The sequence below is a fragment of the Acinetobacter sp. YH16042 genome, assembly GCF_013417245.1.
Lineage (GTDB): Bacteria > Pseudomonadota > Gammaproteobacteria > Pseudomonadales > Moraxellaceae > Acinetobacter > Acinetobacter amyesii.
On the sequence record NZ_VPEJ01000024.1, the window covers coordinates 1 to 18,825 of the forward strand.

The window sequence follows — 18,825 nt, forward strand, 5'->3', positions numbered from 1 at the left end:
AAAGCTGGACTTCGATAAACTCAACAATTCAACGCTTCGCGTTTCGTTCGTTTCCGTCTATCTCGTCGGTATGGTGCTCATTATAGGGCAATTTCTTACACGTGCAAGTGCTTTTCACTCACAAAGAACACGAGTGTTTCATTTTTATGCACTATTATGGTTCAAAAAACACACTTTATTCACATAAATACATGATATTTATTACAAATATCATGTAAAATATTTTTCCTATTTTGTGTGCTTAGTTTTTTACAGGTGCTGCTTTAATCACCACACTCTGTATAACCACTGGGTTTACAGGGACATTTTGGTGCATTCCATAGTTCGCAGTTGGAACTTTTACGATTTTATCGACGATATCCATCCCTTTAGTGACCTTACCAAAAACAGCATATCCCGCATTCATTGCACTTTTATTGAGAAAGTCATTGTCTGCAACATTAATAAAGAACTGACTACTTGCTGAATCAGGATGATTCATCCGTGCCATTGCCAATGTGCCGCGCTTATTGCTCAAGCCATTACTTGATTCATTCTTAATAGCCGCTTTTGTTGGCTTCTCCTGCATTTTGACATCCATGCCCCCACCCTGAACCATAAATCCAGGAATCACGCGATGAAAGATTGTACCGTTATAAAATTTTTCTTTTGCATAGCTTTCAAAGTTTTTTGCTGAGATAGGTGCCTTGTCATTGAATAGTTCAATTTCAATATTGCCTTGAGAGGTTTTCATTTCGACAATAGTATTGGCAGCAAAACTGCTTAAGCTCACACAGCCAAGTGCTACAGTAAATAAAATCTGTTTTAACATTTGCTAACTCTTCTGATTGATCTCGTACTTGTTATTGACTGTATATTAGTCTTTGATGATTAAAAAGTAATTATTCTGCCATTATTAAAACGAGAACAATGATGACGCAAATAATACCGTCGGACACTCCATTGACACATTTACCGCCTTGGCAACTGCGTGGCGATGCTTTTATTTTAAATTATTGGATCTCTCCGAGTTTTATCCAACAAGCGCAGATGTTCCGTTTAGCGACATCACCTTTGGGTCGTGTGGTTCAGGTGTTATTGGTCCGATATCATGATTCGCCTGTGGGTCCTTATGACGAATTGCTGATTTTAGATCACCCTTTATGGAGTAAGAAAAGGTTAAGTTCGATACCTAAGATTTATGTTTCGACAGATATCTCTGTCATTCATGGCCAAAAACTCTGGGGTATTCCTAAAGAGTTGGCAAAGTTTGAATGGCAACAACATGACAATGAAGTAGTCTGTACTATAGAAGTTGAACAACAAAAGATGCAGATCCGTTTAAAAAAATCACGTTTACAGCGTTCTTTCTATATTAATAGTCATCATATCCCTGCAGCGATGTTGCAAATCAGACAAGCGTGGGAAGGTAAGCGCTATCAATTTTCACCGAAGTTTCGCGGACGGCTATCTAAACTGAAACAGGTAGAATGGCACAACACACAGGACATTTTTCCAAATTTTTCTGAAGCACGATTATTGCAAAGCTTTTATGTCCCCCAATTTAGCCTCGTTTTTCCTGCTGCAAAAATCCAAGATAAATAACCCAATAAATAAAAACCCAGTGTTTCACGTGAAACACTGGGTTTACTTTATATAAAGGAATGATTAGCTACGTTTATCCCAAAATTTACGGAACTTCGTACTGATCTCAATCACGTATTTTTTAGCTCGGTGCGAAACCGGGGTTAAGTTAATAAAGCCATGGGTTTGATCGGTATATTCTTGATAAAACACTTTCACCCCTTGCTGACGGAGTTTATGCGAATAAATTTCACCTTCGTCATGTAAAACGTCATGCCCTGCCGTCACGATATACGCGGGTGCGATACCTGCCAATTTTCCATAGGTTGGTGAAATTAATGGATCATCCAAGGCCACTGCATGTTGTTCCGCATATAAAGCAGTTACGACATCAATATCTTTTTCAGTCAGAACCAAACCATCTTTATAAGCATAGAAAGATGGGTGGCGACTTTTGAAATCCACCACAGGATAAATTAATAGCTGAGCTTGCGGGGCAAAAACTTTCTGAGCACTGCGCTGCGCAACTGCGGTAGCAATATTGCCGCCTGCACTATCCCCTGCCACCGCAATTCGATTTTTTAGAATTTTAAACTGACGACTATTTTGATAAGTCCAAGCCAAGGCATCTTCACAACTTTGCATTAATTGAGCTGGGCTGGCCTCTGGCGTGAGTGGATAATCAATACTTAAAACTTGTGCTTTGGCATGCACGGCCAATAAACGACAAACTTCATCATGCGTGTCTAGACCACCCACCACAAAACCACCACCGTGATAGAACACGATCATCGGTAATTTTTTATTTGGAGCAGGATGATAATGACGCGCAAACAGCGTAGCACTTTGTAAAGGTAGACGTATATCTTGCACTTGTTTCACAAAAGTCGGCTTGGTCTTGATCGACTCCATCTGTAAATCAAATAATTTACGAGACTTCACATAGTCTTCGGTCACAAAGCCTGACTTACCTTGCTTGAGTTGAGCCGCCATCATGCATTTCACCAGCGGATCTAATTCTGGAAAAATAAACGGATAATCGAGACGTTTTGCGAGGCTTTCTTTGGCAAAGTTAGGAAGACGATCAAGTAACCGAGCAGCCGTACCTTGGCCTTTATCTTTCATATTTTTAAGTGATTCATTCAATGCAAACATGCTCTATCCTTCGAATTATGCTCTTCATACTTTCTACATGATCTAGGTCAAATGTGACCATATTCACATATAAGTCTCAACATCGACATACATAGTACAGACCTAGTTAAGCTAATCTTCTTTTATAGAGTTGTCATTGACAATTTACCCAAGTTTTATGGGTTGATTATGCTAACCCATTCTCGATAAAGGATACTCACCATGGCTAAAAAGATCATCCTTCTGTCTTTTGCGACTGCTTTTTTGGCTGTAGGCTGCGTAGCATTCCCTGAAGATGGTTACTACGATGGACGTTATGATCAACGTTATGACCGCCGTTATGATAATAATGATCGACGCTATGATAATCGTTATGATCGCCGTTACGACAGTCGTTATGAACAAGACCGCCGTACATGGGAACGTCAGCAACAACAACGTAATCGTTTAGAGCTCGAACGTAGAAAGCAGCAACTTGACCAGCGTAACTGGGAACAGAATCGTAAAAATCAACAAGAGTGGGATCGTCGTAAAAACGAACTCGAACGTCAACGTCTAGAACAACAGCGTAAATACTCTGAAGCTGAACGTCGTAAACGTGCTGAACAAGATCGTCAAAAAGTCAGCAAAGAGCGTCAGCGCTTAGAAGAACAGCGCCGTAAAGCCAGTCAAGATCGTAGAAAACAAATTGAGCAAGAGCGCAAAAAAAATATTCAAGATTTAAGAAAGGCATCAGATCAACAACGTAAAGCGGCTGAAGAACGTCGTCGCGCGTGGGAAAATCGCCGTTAATTGTTGTTTTTGCAGATCGGTTAAAAGTAAAAAGCTCATCTACATGATGGGCTTTTTTTTCGTTCACTAAAAATAGAAAAGGTAAAAAAAAGCAATAGAAAAGAAAATAGACAGAAGAGGCATCCTATCTTCTGTCTATTCTTGACTGCCTGTTGTTACAGGTCAGAGAGCATTAAACAATCTTATTGCTGAATTGTAGGTTGTGGTGCAGGCGCAGATTGAACTTCAGCACCTTGAGCTGATGGATCTGCTTGAACCACAGCACCCGATTGCTCTGTCGTTACAGATGCTTCAGTTGCAGACGTTACTTGTGCGGTTTCTGGAGATTCTACAGTTTCTTGAGAAGTACAACCTACCGCAGCTAAACCAAAACCTAAAACTGCGACAGCGAATAAACCAATTTTTTTCATCTTCATTATTTCCTTCATTGAATCATTAAAAGCAAAGCTCAACTTTGCCCGAGTCATAATGGAAAATAATTCTGTGAAGTTCCCACCTTCTGAGTTGTACTTTGTACGAGGCACGGTACAGCTTATGAAATGTTTTATTAATCAGGCAGTTTTCTTTTATATTGAGGCTTTACATCATTTTTTTAACTCAAGTGCTTTGTTTTTTATTAAAAAAATAAATATAAATGATTTTTGAATAAAGCGTGATCACAGCTTTTGAATACAACAAAGTTCAACAAAACTTGCAACTCAGTTACTTAAGTGGCTGTTTTTATAAATTTCATGCAAAAAAAAGCCTGCTTATGAGAGAAGCAGGCCATGAAAAACACATTTGAAATAAATTAAGAAACTACAGCGATAGAATCTGAAACAAAGAATACTGTGCTGATCATTTTTTGTGAAATATTTAATAAAACTGATACTAAGAGTTTTTATGTATAAATATTAACCACTATTTTTTGAGGCAAAAAAAATGCTGATTCTTGGGAAATCAGCATGGAAAAGTGTTTCTAAAATCTAGAGGTAGTCACCATATCCCTCTCTCCAGTGGATATGGTCACTTCCGATAGATAAATTATGCAAATTTTCAGGCACAAAGAGAAACCGTTAAAATTTATGATGAAAATCTATAAATCCGATCAAAATATGATTATACATTCAAATCAATAATTTATATTTTCATAGAATTTAATTTTGCAGTCGATATTTGGCTGAAAAACCATTTATTTGAATAAAAAACTGCATTTAATCGCTGACTTCGCTTGAATTTTTATCCCCTGCCCCGATTTCTTTTATTAATCATGAATTCAAAACGCATGGCAGTTACGCATCGATGTCGTTTGAACACACAGCTATAAGGACTGAACATGTTTAAGAACCCATTTAAACGGAGTAAATCAATGGCGACTGAGCAAAACCAAGACGCTCAAGATCTTCAACAAGAGCAAGCAGAACAGCAAACTCAAGCTGAAAACGAGCAAGCTGAAGTTTCAGTTGAAGATTTACAAGCACAAATCACCAATTTAGAAGAAAGCTTAAAACTTGAAAAAGCACGTACTGCAAATGCCGTATATGAAGCGCAAAAAAGTGTAGAGCGTATTCAACGCGAATCTGAAAAGCATAAAGATACTGTGCTGGAAAAATTTGCAAAACAATTGCTTGATTCAGTCGATAACCTTGAACGCGCCATCGCTGCGGCAGGTGATGAAAAATCAGGTTTATCTGAAGGTGTAGAGCTTACGCTGAAATCATTGCTCAGCACTTTAGAAAAATTTGGTGTGGTTGCTGTGGATACTGCAAATGGTTTCAATGCAGATCTTCACCAAGCTGTGGGCATCGATCCAAATGCCAAATCGAATGAAATCGGGACAGTATTGCAAAAAGGCTATAGCTTAAACGGTCGTCTATTACGTCCAGCTATGGTTATGGTTGGTGCATAAACCCAAATTTTCTGAGACGAATTAAAAATTTTAACTAATATTACTTGAAAATTTTTGATTGGCTCTCATATCGGATAACAAGTAAATCCCTTTTTATTTCCCTTTGAGAAAGGGAAGAGTTTGGGAATAAAAGAATTTTAGAGGAAACATCCAAATGGCGAAAATCATTGGTATTGACTTAGGTACTACAAACTCTTGCGTAGCAGTACTTGAAGGCGACAAAGTAAAAGTAATCGACAACGCTGAAGGCGCTCGTACAACTCCATCTATTATTGCGTATAAAGATGGCGAGATCCTTGTCGGTCAATCTGCTAAGCGTCAAGCAGTGACTAACCCTAAAAACACATTATTTGCAATCAAACGTTTGATCGGTCGTAAGTACCAAGACCAAGCTGTGCAAAAAGATATCGGCCTTGTACCTTACAAAATCATCAAAGCTGACAATGGCGATGCTTGGGTTGATGTAAATGACAAGAAACTTGCACCACAACAAATCTCTGCTGAAATCTTGAAAAAGATGAAAAAAACAGCTGAAGACTACCTTGGTGAAACAGTAACTGAAGCGGTAATTACTGTTCCTGCGTACTTTAACGATGCTCAACGTCAAGCGACTAAAGATGCAGGTAAAATTGCTGGTTTAGATGTTAAACGTATCATCAACGAACCAACAGCTGCTGCACTTGCGTTCGGTATGGACAAAAAAGAAGGCGACCGTAAAGTTGCGGTTTACGACTTAGGTGGTGGTACTTTCGACGTATCAATCATTGAAATCGCTGACCTTGATGGCGACCAACAAATCGAAGTATTGTCTACAAACGGTGATACATTCCTTGGTGGTGAAGACTTCGATAATGCATTAATTGAATACTTGGTTGAAGAGTTCAAGAAAGAACAAAGCGTAAACTTGAAACAAGATCCGCTTGCACTTCAACGTTTAAAAGAAGCTGCTGAAAAAGCAAAAATCGAGCTTTCTTCTTCGAATGCAACAGAAATCAACCTTCCATACATCACAGCAGATGCGACTGGTCCTAAACACTTAGTGATCAACGTGACTCGCTCTAAACTTGAAGGTTTAGTTGCTGAATTGGTTGCTCGTACAATTGAACCATGTAAGATTGCACTTAAAGATGCAGGTCTTTCAACCTCTGACATCTCTGACGTAATCTTGGTGGGTGGTCAGTCTCGTATGCCACTTGTACAACAAAAAGTACAAGAGTTCTTCGGCCGTGAGCCACGTAAAGACGTGAACCCAGATGAAGCTGTAGCGATGGGTGCTGCGATTCAAGGTGCAGTACTTTCAGGTGATAAAACTGACGTACTTCTTCTTGACGTAACTCCGCTTACACTTGGTATTGAAACAATGGGTGGCGTGTTAACAGCGATCATTGAGAAAAACACCACGATTCCTGCGAAGAAATCTCAAGTGTTCTCAACTGCTGCAGACAACCAACCAGCTGTAGACATTTCAGTTTACCAAGGTGAACGTAAAATGGCTCAACAAAACAAATTGTTGGGTAACTTCCAATTGGGCGATATTCCACCTGCTCCACGTGGTGTACCACAAATTGAAGTATCATTTGACATCAACGCTGATGGTATCTTGAAAGTATCTGCAAAAGATAAGAGCACAGGTAAAGAGCAATCAATTCAAATTAAAGCTAACTCTGGTTTGAGCGATGCTGAAATTGAAGCGATGATCAAAGATGCTGAAGCGAATGCTGAAGAAGATCGTAAATTTGAAGAATTAGCGAAAGCACGTAACGAAGCTGATGCACTTGTTTCTTCTGCTCAAAAAGCAGTAAAAGATCTTGGTGAACAGGTAACTGCTGATGAGAAATCTGCAATCGATGCTGCTGTAGCTGAGCTCGAAGCAGCGACTAAAGAAAACGATGTAGATGCAATCAAAGCGAAAACTGAAGCACTTCAAAACATCATTATGCCGATCACTCAACGTGCTTATGAAGCTGCACAAGGTCAAGGCGGTGCTGAAGGTTTTGATCCTAACGCTTTCCAAGGCGCTGAAGGTCAAGCTCAAAAAGCAGATGACGGCGTTGTAGATGCTGAGTTCACTGAAGTTAAAGATGACAAAAAATAATTTGTCGCTTTAACTGAGTCTTTCAAAGCTCAAAAAGACCGCGCGAAAGCGCGGTTTTTTTTTTTGGATGATTTTATCTGCATCAGGCAATATTCAAATAACACGCAAACGTTCAAACAGCCACATTCTTTTCGACTCACTATCAATCTAAACTTAGATTTGCATAGCGCTAAATTTCAGTTAAATTAATGTAATATAATCAAGTTTTGCGACTCTATGCGTTTGATTTTAATTATTGTTGTCATCGTTTTGAGTACTTGGTGGATCTATCAAACCAAGCAGCATCCTCAACTGAAATTTAATTCAATTTCAGATCGACTTTTACACCCTCTCGATACCCGACTGCGTTATCGGGTTGCTGATGTCGATCCGCGTTTTGGATTAAGCCAGCAACAAGTCATTCAACTTAGCCAAGAAGCCGCAGAGATATGGCATAAAGGGACACTCAAACCATTATTTATCTATGACCCAAATGCACAACTGGCAATCCATCTAATTTATGATGATCGTCAAGAACAATACAATGCCTATAAGCAAGTCCAAAAGACCTTAGCCGCAGATAAAGCCCGTAATGATTTATATGCCGAGAACTTAGCAAATTCGAGAAAAGGTCTGGAGATGAATGAGCAACAGCTCCGATCAAAACAAGCCATGATCCGTGCTGAAATAGTACAACTGTCGCAAGAACGTATGGGTTGGAGCCGAATCGAGCATGCGCAAGGCCCCAACATGCAACGCGTTGAAAGAGAACTTGCGCAAGTCAAAGCACAAGCAATGCTATTAGACCAAGAAATAGATCGATTTAATCAGCAAAATGATCAATTTAATCAACAAGTCTCAAGCTATAACCAGCAAATCGATCAATATAATGCAAGCTTGATACAAGCCAGTCAGCGCTTTCCTGCAAGAGAGTTTCATAAAGGTGTCTTTATGGGAGATCAGATTCAGATTTATCAATTTGATGCCGAAGATGATTTACGCCTCACCCTTGCCCACGAACTCGGACATGCTCTCGGCTTATCTCACCATAATGACCCTACTGCATTAATGTACCCAATCTTGGGCGCGCAACAATTAGAAAACTTTAAACTGATGCCAGCAGACCAAAGCTTACTGTATTATCGCTAGTGTGCCCTGAGCATAAAAAACCATACAATTTATAAGGATATTGCAGGATTCACCAACAAAAATCAGCATTTCATGTTATTGTTGATCTGCAATAATCCCCTTATATCAATGACATCTTCCGTGGAGAGCAATGTGAGTTACTACCATATCTTAATTGAAGTGAATGACCACATCAGCACGATTGAACAAACCCGTGATATTGAGCTTTTTGATATTACCGAAATTCAACCTTATCTCCATGCGGTACTTTTACCATTTTTTAATGAGCAACTCATTGAACTCGAAGACGAAAATCTTGAGTTTAAAGATGTCTTGCATTTACAGGTCAAACAAACCCTATTGCCGATCCGTGACCTCATCGAAGAAGAACAACGCCTGCTTCCGAGTGATACCGATATCACCATTACGGCTTATGAAATTTTTAATAATTATCAATTGAGTCAAGACGTGACCACAGTGATTTTAGATCTGTTAGAAGCGCTAAAATTTGAAGCCTAATATCGATTTTAAACATTAAAAAAGCCCTCAAAATGAGGGCTTTTTTATGGCTCAATTCATCATCGTGATTAGATCGAGAATGAAGATCCACATCCACACGTGGTTGTCGCATTCGGGTTTTGTACCACAAAACGAGAACCCTCTAAACCTTCAATATAGTCGACTGTTGAACCAACTAAATATTGATAACTAAGTGAATCCACCAACATTTTCACGTCTTCATTGACAAATTCAGCATCATCTTCGTTTTGGCTTTCTGCAAAATTAAATCCATATGAGAAACCTGAACAACCACCACCAGTCACATATACACGTAACATGAGGTCTTGATTACCTTCACTGTCACGCAATTGGCGTACTTTATTGGCAGCATTGTCAGTCAGCACAAGTGCTTGAGCATTCATGATGGATTCCTCTGAGTCATTGGGGTGTCTTTAAAAAGAAAAGACCATGTTTCAAGTATAACATACTCAATATATGGTCAGTCTTCACAGTTTAAAGTTAAATCAGAGTATTTTTCTCAAGATTCATTTAAAACTTATTTATAGTTTTCGTCCTGTAATGCACATTCGAAGTTTTTCGGGTCTTGTTTACAGCGGAATTGCCATAATAATTTCATCATTCGCTTGTCGTAGATATCACGTTTAGTCAAATCAATACGCGCTTCACGCATCATTTTTTGATAGCCAGCTTTGTCTGCCGTTGGAACATCCATCCAATATTTAGCTGGGATTTCTGACTTCATTTTGCCTAATATCGTGAATGCACGAGGTAATTGTGTTTTGACCCAATCACGTGATTTTTGCCCATATCCCGCTGGGAATTTATCTGGGCGAATAATGATATTACCCGTCACTTGTAAAATTGGATAATTAACAATTGCACCTTTACTACCTAAACCTTTATGTAACTCCAAGGGTTTAAACACCGCTGCAGGTGCACCAATAATATCCACCTGACCATTGTTAAATTTAGAGCCAAAATTGGTCACGTCAGCACTGACCGCTTGAGCCCCCACCTGTTGCACCATAATTTTCTGCGCTTCATCATAATCAAGCACCGCAATTTTTTTACCTGCTGCTTTAGCGACAGTATTGATACTACGGTCATTCACCAACAGGTAGGCATCACCTACAGGAATCACACCTACCACTTCATATTTACTATTGACCATGCTCTTTGCAAACGTTGGACTCGCAAGGCCTTGCATAACTTTTACGGCCAATTTCAAATCTGGAATCGCACCAATCGCATCTAAAGAACCGGTAAAATTATTAAATTGACGACCACGCATACCTGTGACACTGATCCCATCACATTTACCGGCTTTAAAATCTTCCGCAATCACCGCTTCATTTTGACTGACGCGGAGCTCAATGTCTGCGCCCCAGTTTTTTGCCGCCAATTGGTAATCTCTCATCAGGGTAAAAACATCACCATTTTTACCCACCAAATCAAATACACACACCACTTGCTTTGCTTGAGCTACGCCATTCACCGCCATTAACGCAGCAGCAATACTCAATGCCTTTGTCCATTGTTTCATACTGACTTTCCTTGTTTTTTACTGTTTTTGTTTTAACCATTTTTTGATTTTTGGGTCATGCGGAGTATGATTAAATATACTCACAGCCCTCGATTTCAATTTAGATTACCTGAATATTTTGCTGACTCAATGGCGAAAATGACCTGTGCATTTGCGAAAAAAAGCCCGGATAAATCCAGGCTTTTTTCTTTAAATATCAGTTTATTCGCCGCTAAGTGAACATTCAAAATTGGCTTTATCGACAGAACAACGTGCCTTTTTCAATACTGACATCATGCCCGCATCATAAATGCCACGTTTCGTCATATCCATACGACCTTCACGCAATAATTTTTGATATTTGGTTTTATCTTCTGCACTTAAGTTAAGTTTATATTTCGCAGGAATACCCGCCTCTAAACGGTTAATCATCGCAATACTCTTCGGTAAATGTTTCACAAACCAATCACGAGATTTTTGACCAAAGCCTGCTGGGAACTGATCAGGACGAATAATAAAGTCCGCGGTCACTTGTAAAACTGGGAAGTTAAACATCGCACCATTGGTACCTAAACCCTTATAAATCTCTAATGGTTTGTAGGCATACGCAGGCGCACCCACCATATCGACCTGACCATTATTAAACTTCGCCACAAAGTTAGATACATCTGAAACCACAGCTTGAGCGCCGACACGTTGCACCATGATTTTTTGTGCTTCGTCATAGCCTAATACTGCAAACTTTTTACCTGCTGCTTTTTCAATTGAGTCAATTTTTTTGTCTTTGACAAAGATGAATGCTGAACCCAGTGGAGCAATACCCGCCACTTCGTATTTCTTACCACCTAGGTTGCTGACCATTTTTGCAGCATTACGTTGGTCTAATGCAAAGGTAATCGCACGTTGCGCAATTGCATTGCTCGGTGCGCCACCAAGCGCATCAATCGAACCTGCAAATTTATTGTATTGACGAGCACGCATTGCCGTCATAAATACGCCATCACATTTACCCGCTTTAAAATCATTGTCGGCTACTGCTTCATCTTGACGCGGAATTAAGTTAATTTCAGCACCCCAGCCTTTTGCTGCAAGCGCCCATTCCTGAGCCATTTGGTATGACTCACCTGACTTACCCAGTAAGTCAAATACACAGATATCTACTTTTGCTGCCTGAGCTGAACCAGCAAAGCCAATTGCAGCAAATGTAGCCAATGATAGGAGCGTTTTTTTCATTCTATTTTCCTTTCAAATCTTTTTATGGTTCAGAGGTGTCCTTACACAACGCCGATATTAAGCAAGTTAATTTAAAAAAAATAGAGCATTTACTCCATTTATTTATGTCATTTTGGCACATTCTGTTTTTTTGTGATTAATATCACTTTTTTATTTAAGGCAAAATTATAAATATAATCATCATGTTGTATGCAAAAAAGGCTTTTTGCATTTACAGCCTTTTTATGAAACTTTACAAAGAAATACAGAAAAAAGCTTATTCACCCGCCACTGAACACTCAAAATTGGTTCGCTCAATCGTACAACGTGCTTTTTTCAGTACCGTCATCATGGTGGAGTCGTAGATTCCTTGTTTGGTTAAATCCATCCGTCCTTCACGCAAAATTTTCTGATATTTCAACTGATCATCTTTGCTGAGATTCATCTTATATTTGGCAGGAATTTCAGCTTCCATGCGTTTTACCATGGCAAAACTTTTCGGTAATTGTTTAACGAACCATTGCCGAGAGGGTTCAGCAAAACCATCTGGGAATTTATTGTTACGAATAATCAGGTCTGCCGTGACATTCACCACAGGAAAATTCACCATCGCCCCAGTAGTGCCTAAGCCTTTTGAAATTTCGAGTGGCTTAAAGGCATAAGCCGGCGCAGCCACAATTTCAACTTCGGCCTGATTAAATTTGCGAATAAAATTGGAAATTTCCGACATGACTGGCACAGCGCCGACACGGTCGACCATCTCTTTTTGCGCATAGTCATAATGCAAAATGGCAAATTTTTTACCTTCAGCTTTTTCTAAATTATTGATATTGCGATCACGGACAAAAATATAGGCTGAACCAATTTGCCCAATCCCTGCCACTTCATAACTATCTTTACCTGAATTGGTAATCAGTCGCTTACTGTTCCGCTTATCTAAGACATAGGTAATGGCTTTTTGTGCGATGGTATTGTTCGGTACACCGCCAATGGCATCAATCGAACCAGCAAATTTGTTATACGCACGTGCCCGCATCGAGGTCATATAAAATGCGTCACATTTCCCTTCTTTAAAATCTTTATCGACTTTGGATTCATCTTGATATGAAATCAGTTGAACTTGTGCTCCCCATGCCTTACTGGCTAGAGACCACTCTTCCATTAGCTTATAAGATTCCCCTGCTTTTCCAAGTAAATCGAACACACAGACCTTCTGATTGGCATAGCTTTGTGCAGACATCACACCTGAAAGAAGCGATAAAATTAAAATTCCTTTTCTCATTTCTTATATTCCCAATATGTTTTATTAATCCATTTAAAACAACAACTTGAAATATTTTTTTAATACTAAAGCCAGTTCAATATACCTAAATACGTGGAATCTGTCACATTTTTTCAGATGGTTGCGATGCTTTGTTTTTTCTTTTGCAAAGCCATCCATTAGAATAGCCTCACATTCTTCTTGTTTAGTTAGTTCCATGATTCAGTTAGACCAACTTTCCATTCGTCGCGGTGGGCGTGTTTTATTTCAAAAAGCATCTATGCAATTGCATCCAGGCTGGAAAATCGGCTTAACCGGTGTAAATGGTGCGGGTAAATCGACTCTTTTTTCTGCACTTTTAGGTGGAATGGAATCTGATGGTGGTTCATTAACTCGTCCTGCGGTATGGACCGTCGCGCATATGGCGCAAGAAATCAAAGCACTCGATATGAAAGCGATTGATTTCGTTCTATCAGGCGATGAAGAATATTGGGATATACAACATAAACTTGAACATCCAGAGCAATTAGACAATGAAGCGTTGGCACACTTATATGGCCGATTTGATGAAATCCATGGCTATACAGCACCATCCAAAGCCTCACAGCTGATGGCTGGCCTGGGTTTCTTTGAACATCAGTCCCAGCTCAATGTTTCAAGCTTTTCAGGTGGTTGGCGTATGCGTTTAAACCTTGCGCGTACCCTGATGAGCCGTTCTGACCTTTTATTACTCGATGAACCAACCAACCACTTAGACTTAGATGCGATTTTGTGGTTAGAAGATTGGTTAAAAGCTTATGAAGGCACACTGATCTTGATTTCACATGACCGTGATTTCTTAGATGCGGTGACTGATCATATTTTACACATCGAAAATCAAGAGCTGACGCTTTACACCGGTAACTATTCAACCTTTGAACGTACCCGTTCTGAGCGCTTGGCACAACAACAACAAGCCTATGAAAAACAACTTGAAACCCGTGCGCATCTCCAAAAATTTATTGACCGCTTTAAAGCCAAAGCGACTAAAGCTAAGCAGGCTCAAAGCCGTATTAAACAATTAGAACGTATGCAGGAACTTTCTGCCGCGCATGTCGATACGCCATTTACCTTTAGTTTCCGTGAGCCAACCAAAATGAGCTCGCCGCTGTTACAAATGGAACATGTCGACATTGGCTATGGTGACAAACTGATTGCCACCAATGTGAATTTACAGATTACCCCAAACAGTCGTATTGGTTTACTGGGAATGAATGGTGCAGGTAAATCAACCTTAATTAAATCCTTGGTTGGTGACCTTCCCTTATTACAAGGGACACGCAAAGCCTCGGAACTGTTGAATATTGGCTATTTTGCACAGCATCAAATGGATGCTTTAGATGGCAATGCCAGCCCAATGTTGCAATTATCTCGAATCGCTGACAAAAAAATCAGTGAAGCTGCATTACGTTCATTCTTAGGCAGTTTTGGTTTTAGTGGCGAACGCATGGATACACCAAGTGAAGGCTTTTCAGGCGGTGAACGAGCACGATTGGCTTTGGCTTTGATTGTTTGGCAGCGCCCCAATGTTTTAATTCTAGATGAACCGACCAACCATTTAGACCTTGATATGCGTCATGCGCTAACTATGGCATTACAAGACTTTGAAGGCGCTGTGGTTTTGGTTTCGCATGAACGTCAATTGATTGCCAGTGTTTGTGACGAATTATTATTGGTACATCATGGGAAATGTCGCGAATTTGATGGTGACCTCGTGGCTTATGCCGATTGGCTGCGTCAAGCACGGATCGACATGATGAAAAATAGTCAACAAGCCCCGACTCCCATCAAATCTCAAGTTGAAACTAAACCGACGATTTCCAAAGTCGATAAAGAAGCGCAACGTAAAGAAGCTGCACGTCAGCGTGAATTGACCCGCCCGATTCGTAAAAACATTGAAAAAAATGAAGCGCAAATCAGCAAAATTCAACCACGCTTAAACGAAATCGAGGAATTATTAGCAGACAGTGCTTTATATGAAGCCAGTCGTAAAGATGACTTACTCAAACTGATGAATGAGCAAACAGAATTAAAAGCCAAACTTGAATCTGTCGAAGAGCAAATGCTTGAATTAATGATGGAATTAGAAGAAATGGAAAGTAGTTTTGAGGCTTAATTTAAAAAGCAAAACCCTAGATTTGCATTATTAAGAAAACCTAACTTAAGCTCAAAAAATCAATCGCCGTGAAATTTAAATGTTCCACGGCGATTTTTTATTTATACTTCACAATAATAATCACACTATAAATCTAAAAAATATTTAAAAAATCGAATGTTCATATCCAACTGGTTATTGCATCGTTAAGGCATTTCTATTCGGAAAGAATCTAAAAATTCAGCGATAGCTTTTACCCTAACTTTGTAAATGAATTCAAAAAATATACTTCACATCAAACTCATTGCCATAGTTATCCATAAAAGCCATTTTTAAATTCAAATCTTGGTTTTAAATTCATTTTTATTTTTTAAATTCAAAATATCGAACCACCTTTTTTGTGGATAAATATTTTTAAATGATATTATCCACAATTATAAATGACTTTGATGTTGAACACTATTAAATGTGAAAATTCACAAAACTTACCCACATTTATAAGATGGATGCATTTTATCTCCACTGACTACATCAATTTAAACTTTTTATTGTTTAAGATAAGGCAGAAGGATGGACTTTTTTTGCCTTTAAAAAGCGTAATTCTTGTATTTTCCAGGTTTGATCAAAATGCCAGATTTCCTGTATTTGCTGCTGTGTTTCAGCTAAACCAATTAAAATTTTGCACTCAGTTTGGTCACGATTAAACTCATATTCTTCAAATTCTACGTCTGGTTTTTGTGGTTTCCAAACCCCATTTTTCACTGCATGTGCAATACGTTCATAGCGGATATAATTACTTTCGACACGCCCGTCTTGCTCATAAACCACCTTAAAGTGCTCATCTTCGTATTCGGCAAGAACGGTATAATTTCCGGTAAAAAATGCATTTACCCAGATGTCACGAATGTGTTCAAGTTGATTGTCCATCATATATAGACCTCTTATTTTTAGCTGCTAAGTTCAATTTGATTTGAGCTTAGCATCAGAATAAGTCAATTTTATAAAACACAAATTGGCGATTTAATATTCAATTTTATTTAAGATAGCACAAAAAAAAGCACTCCGAAGAGTGCTTTTTTGAATGATTCTGTAATCAGAATTTAGGCATCAATATCCGCATTTAACGCATTTTCTTCAATGAAAGCACGACGTGGTTCCACATCATCACCCATCAAACAAGAGAACATACGATCAGCTTCAATCGCATCCTGTACCGTTACTTGCAGCATGTTACGGTTCTCAGGATCCATTGTGGTTTCCCAAAGCTGTTCAGCATTCATCTCACCCAAACCTTTATAGCGCTGAATCATCATGCCACGGCGTGAGTCTTGTAGGATGTTTTGCCAAACCTGATGGAAGCTATTTACTGGAATTTTGCGCTCACCTTTTTGTAGGTAAGCACCTTCTTCCAATAAGGTGAACCAACTCTTCGAATTTTTGAGTAAACGTGCATATTCACCTGAACCCAATAGACCTGAATCTAACAAGTATTGGTGCGGTAAGTTATGAACATAGATGGTAATACGCGGGAAATAGGTCGCTGACTTATTGCCTTCGGTATCTTCATGCTCAAAAGTTTCTAAGCTTAATTCAGGACGTAAGCTAGGTTGAGTTTTCTCAATATTGGCACGTAGTTGCTCACCCCAAGTCTGTACATAGTCTTGGTTATTTGCGTGATCTAACTTAAAGCCTTCTACTGCCAATAAACCATCCAACACACTTGCAGGATAACGTACAGTCAGACGATGCAAGCTCTTTTGAGAGGTTTGATAATCCGCAATCACACCCGCTAAAGCCTCACCACGAATGGCTGGTGCTTCTGCACTGATGTGTAATTCAAGCTCATCAATTGCATTTGAAATCAGGTAAGTCTCAAGCGCATCATTATCTTTGATGTACTGTTCTTGCTTGCCTTTTTTCAGCTTATACAACGGTGGCTGTGCAATATAAATATATCCACGTTCCACAAGTTCTGGCATTTGACGGAAGAAGAAGGTCAACAGTAGCGTACGAATGTGCGAACCATCGACGTCAGCATCGGTCATGATGATGATTTTGTGATAACGCAGTTTATCTGGGTTATATTCCTCACGGCCAATACCACAACCTAAAGCAGTAATCAGTGTTCCCACTTCTTGTGAAGAAATCATCTTGTCAAAACGTGCACGTTCCACGTTGAGGATTTTACCTTTCAGCGGCAAAATCGCTTGCATCTTACGGTTACGGCCTTGTTTTGCAGAACCGCCCGCAGAGTCACCTTCGACTAAGTAAAGTTCAGACAATGCAGGATCTTTTTCCTGACAATCGGCCAATTTACCTGGCAAACCAGCAATATCCAGCGCACTCTTACGACGTGTCATTTCACGTGCTTTACGTGCTGCATCACGCGCACGTGCTGCATCAATAATCTTGCCTGCAATCGATTTAGCGGCTTGTGGGTTCTCTAAAAGATATTCAGAGAACGATTTATTCATGGCTTGCTCAACCGCAGTTTTCACTTCGCTCGACACCAATTTTTCTTTGGTTTGCGAAGAGAATTTTGGATCAGGCACTTTCACCGAAACAATCGCAGTTAAACCTTCACGTGCATCATCACCAGAAACCGCCACTTTCTCTTTTTTGAGTAAGTTTTCGCTTTCCATGTAGCTGTTTAAGCCACGGGTTAATGCAGCACGGAAACCCGCTAAATGCGTACCGCCATCTTTTTGTGGAATGTTGTTGGTAAAGCAACGAACATTTTCCTGATAAGAATCGTTCCACTGCAATGCAACTTCTACACCAATGCCATTATCCGCTTGAGTGGTAAAATGGAAGATATCATTCAGATGAGTTTTGCCTTGGTTGATATATTTCACAAACTCAGACAAACCACCTTCATAGTCATAAACGTGCTCTAAATTGATACGTTCGTCACGTAGCACAATTCGCACACCTGCATTCAGGAACGATAATTCACGTAAACGACGCGCCAAAATATCGACATTAAAAATCGTTTGACTGAAGGTTTCAGCACTTGGCCAGAAACGTACACGTGTACCTGTACGATCTGTCTCACCCACCACTTTTAATGGATACACGGAATCACCGTGTTTATATTCTTGCTGGTGGATTTGACCTGCACGATGAATGGTTAATTCGAGCTTGCTTGAAAGCGCATTCACCACGGATACACCTACACCGTGTAGACCGCCTGAAACTTTATAGCTGTTATCGTCAAATTTACCGCCCGCATGCAGAATCGTCAAAATCACTTCTGCTGCAGAAACACCTTCTTCTGGGTGAATGTCGGTAGGAATACCACGACCGTTATCCGATACGCTTACAGATTCATCTTCATGAATGGTTACATTGATCTCGTCACAATGACCTGCCAACGCTTCATCAATTGAGTTATCGACAACTTCAAACACCATGTGGTGTAGGCCAGTACCATCGTCAGTATCACCAATATACATGCCCGGACGCTTACGTACAGCGTCTAGACCACGTAATACTTTGATGCTAGAGGAATCATAAGCTTTTTCTATGGTTTGTTCTGTTTGAGAAGCAGCTTGATCTTCTGAACTCATGGTTTCTCCCTAGTGAAAAATAGGTC

General features: G+C 39.6%; 16 protein-coding genes. 7 read left to right on the plus strand and 9 right to left on the minus strand.

Going from position 1 to position 18,825, the window contains the following annotated elements:
- Positions 1-241 precede the first annotated feature (241 nt).
- Complete coding sequence (locus FTV37_RS13905; protein ID WP_168379531.1) at positions 242-811, minus strand: peptidylprolyl isomerase; 570 nt, start codon at positions 809-811, stop codon at positions 242-244.
- A gap of 101 nt (positions 812-912) precedes the next feature.
- Here FTV37_RS13905 and FTV37_RS13910 point away from each other — a divergent pair, with 101 nt between their 5' ends.
- Positions 913-1,584, plus strand: a complete 672-nt coding sequence (locus FTV37_RS13910; protein ID WP_180064154.1) for an acetoacetate decarboxylase family protein — start codon at positions 913-915, stop codon at positions 1,582-1,584.
- A gap of 63 nt (positions 1,585-1,647) precedes the next feature.
- On the opposite strand, the gene FTV37_RS13915 is transcribed toward FTV37_RS13910, so the two are convergent.
- Entirely contained in the window at positions 1,648-2,718 is a 1,071-nt protein-coding gene (locus FTV37_RS13915) for an alpha/beta hydrolase (protein ID WP_078194436.1), read from the minus strand.
- A 201-nt stretch (positions 2,719-2,919) separates the two neighbouring features.
- Here FTV37_RS13915 and FTV37_RS13920 point away from each other — a divergent pair, with 201 nt between their 5' ends.
- Positions 2,920-3,489 (plus strand): hypothetical protein, encoded by a 570-nt coding sequence (locus tag FTV37_RS13920; RefSeq protein WP_168379529.1) that lies wholly within the window; start codon positions 2,920-2,922, stop codon positions 3,487-3,489.
- 182 nt (positions 3,490-3,671) lie between these two features.
- Here FTV37_RS13920 and FTV37_RS13925 read toward each other — a convergent pair whose 3' ends face one another.
- Entirely contained in the window at positions 3,672-3,899 is a 228-nt protein-coding gene (locus tag FTV37_RS13925; protein WP_252725869.1) for a hypothetical protein, read from the minus strand.
- A gap of 938 nt (positions 3,900-4,837) precedes the next feature.
- On the opposite strand from FTV37_RS13925, the gene grpE reads away from it, so the two are divergent.
- From grpE to FTV37_RS13945, 4 genes are all read left to right on the plus strand, one after another.
- Positions 4,838-5,377: a nucleotide exchange factor GrpE gene (gene grpE / locus FTV37_RS13930; RefSeq protein WP_078189495.1), complete on the plus strand. Its 540-nt coding sequence runs from the start codon at positions 4,838-4,840 to the stop codon at positions 5,375-5,377.
- Between the two features lie 154 nt (positions 5,378-5,531).
- Entirely contained in the window at positions 5,532-7,472 is a 1,941-nt protein-coding gene (dnaK, locus tag FTV37_RS13935) for a molecular chaperone DnaK (RefSeq protein ID WP_078194438.1), read from the plus strand.
- Positions 7,473-7,688: 216 nt separating this feature from the next.
- The gene (locus FTV37_RS13940) at positions 7,689-8,600 is read left to right on the plus strand and encodes a matrixin family metalloprotease (protein WP_180064142.1); all 912 of its coding nucleotides are present in this window, start codon (positions 7,689-7,691) and stop codon (positions 8,598-8,600) included.
- A gap of 120 nt (positions 8,601-8,720) precedes the next feature.
- On the plus strand, positions 8,721-9,098 hold the full coding sequence (locus FTV37_RS13945; protein ID WP_180005534.1) for a hypothetical protein: 378 nt from the start codon (positions 8,721-8,723) through the stop codon (positions 9,096-9,098).
- 68 nt (positions 9,099-9,166) lie between these two features.
- Here FTV37_RS13945 and erpA read toward each other — a convergent pair whose 3' ends face one another.
- From erpA to FTV37_RS13965, 4 genes are all read right to left on the minus strand, one after another.
- Positions 9,167-9,502 carry an iron-sulfur cluster insertion protein ErpA gene (gene erpA / locus FTV37_RS13950; RefSeq protein ID WP_180064143.1) on the minus strand — a complete coding sequence of 112 codons (336 nt, stop codon included), beginning with the start codon at positions 9,500-9,502 and terminating at the stop codon, positions 9,167-9,169.
- Positions 9,503-9,636: 134 nt separating this feature from the next.
- Complete coding sequence (locus tag FTV37_RS13955) at positions 9,637-10,644, minus strand: putative solute-binding protein (RefSeq protein WP_180005535.1); 1,008 nt, start codon at positions 10,642-10,644, stop codon at positions 9,637-9,639.
- A gap of 201 nt (positions 10,645-10,845) precedes the next feature.
- Entirely contained in the window at positions 10,846-11,856 is a 1,011-nt protein-coding gene (locus tag FTV37_RS13960) for a putative solute-binding protein (protein WP_180005536.1), read from the minus strand.
- 256 nt (positions 11,857-12,112) lie between these two features.
- Entirely contained in the window at positions 12,113-13,117 is a 1,005-nt protein-coding gene (locus FTV37_RS13965) for a putative solute-binding protein (protein ID WP_180022815.1), read from the minus strand.
- Between the two features lie 196 nt (positions 13,118-13,313).
- On the opposite strand from FTV37_RS13965, the gene FTV37_RS13970 reads away from it, so the two are divergent.
- Complete coding sequence (locus tag FTV37_RS13970) at positions 13,314-15,251, plus strand: ATP-binding cassette domain-containing protein (protein WP_180056038.1); 1,938 nt, start codon at positions 13,314-13,316, stop codon at positions 15,249-15,251.
- Between the two features lie 531 nt (positions 15,252-15,782).
- Here the strand turns inward: FTV37_RS13970 and FTV37_RS13975 are convergent.
- Entirely contained in the window at positions 15,783-16,160 is a 378-nt protein-coding gene (locus tag FTV37_RS13975) for a hypothetical protein (RefSeq protein WP_180064144.1), read from the minus strand.
- Positions 16,161-16,330: 170 nt separating this feature from the next.
- Positions 16,331-18,799: a DNA topoisomerase (ATP-hydrolyzing) subunit B gene (gene gyrB / locus FTV37_RS13980; RefSeq protein ID WP_180064145.1), complete on the minus strand. Its 2,469-nt coding sequence runs from the start codon at positions 18,797-18,799 to the stop codon at positions 16,331-16,333.
- Positions 18,800-18,825 lie beyond the last annotated feature (26 nt).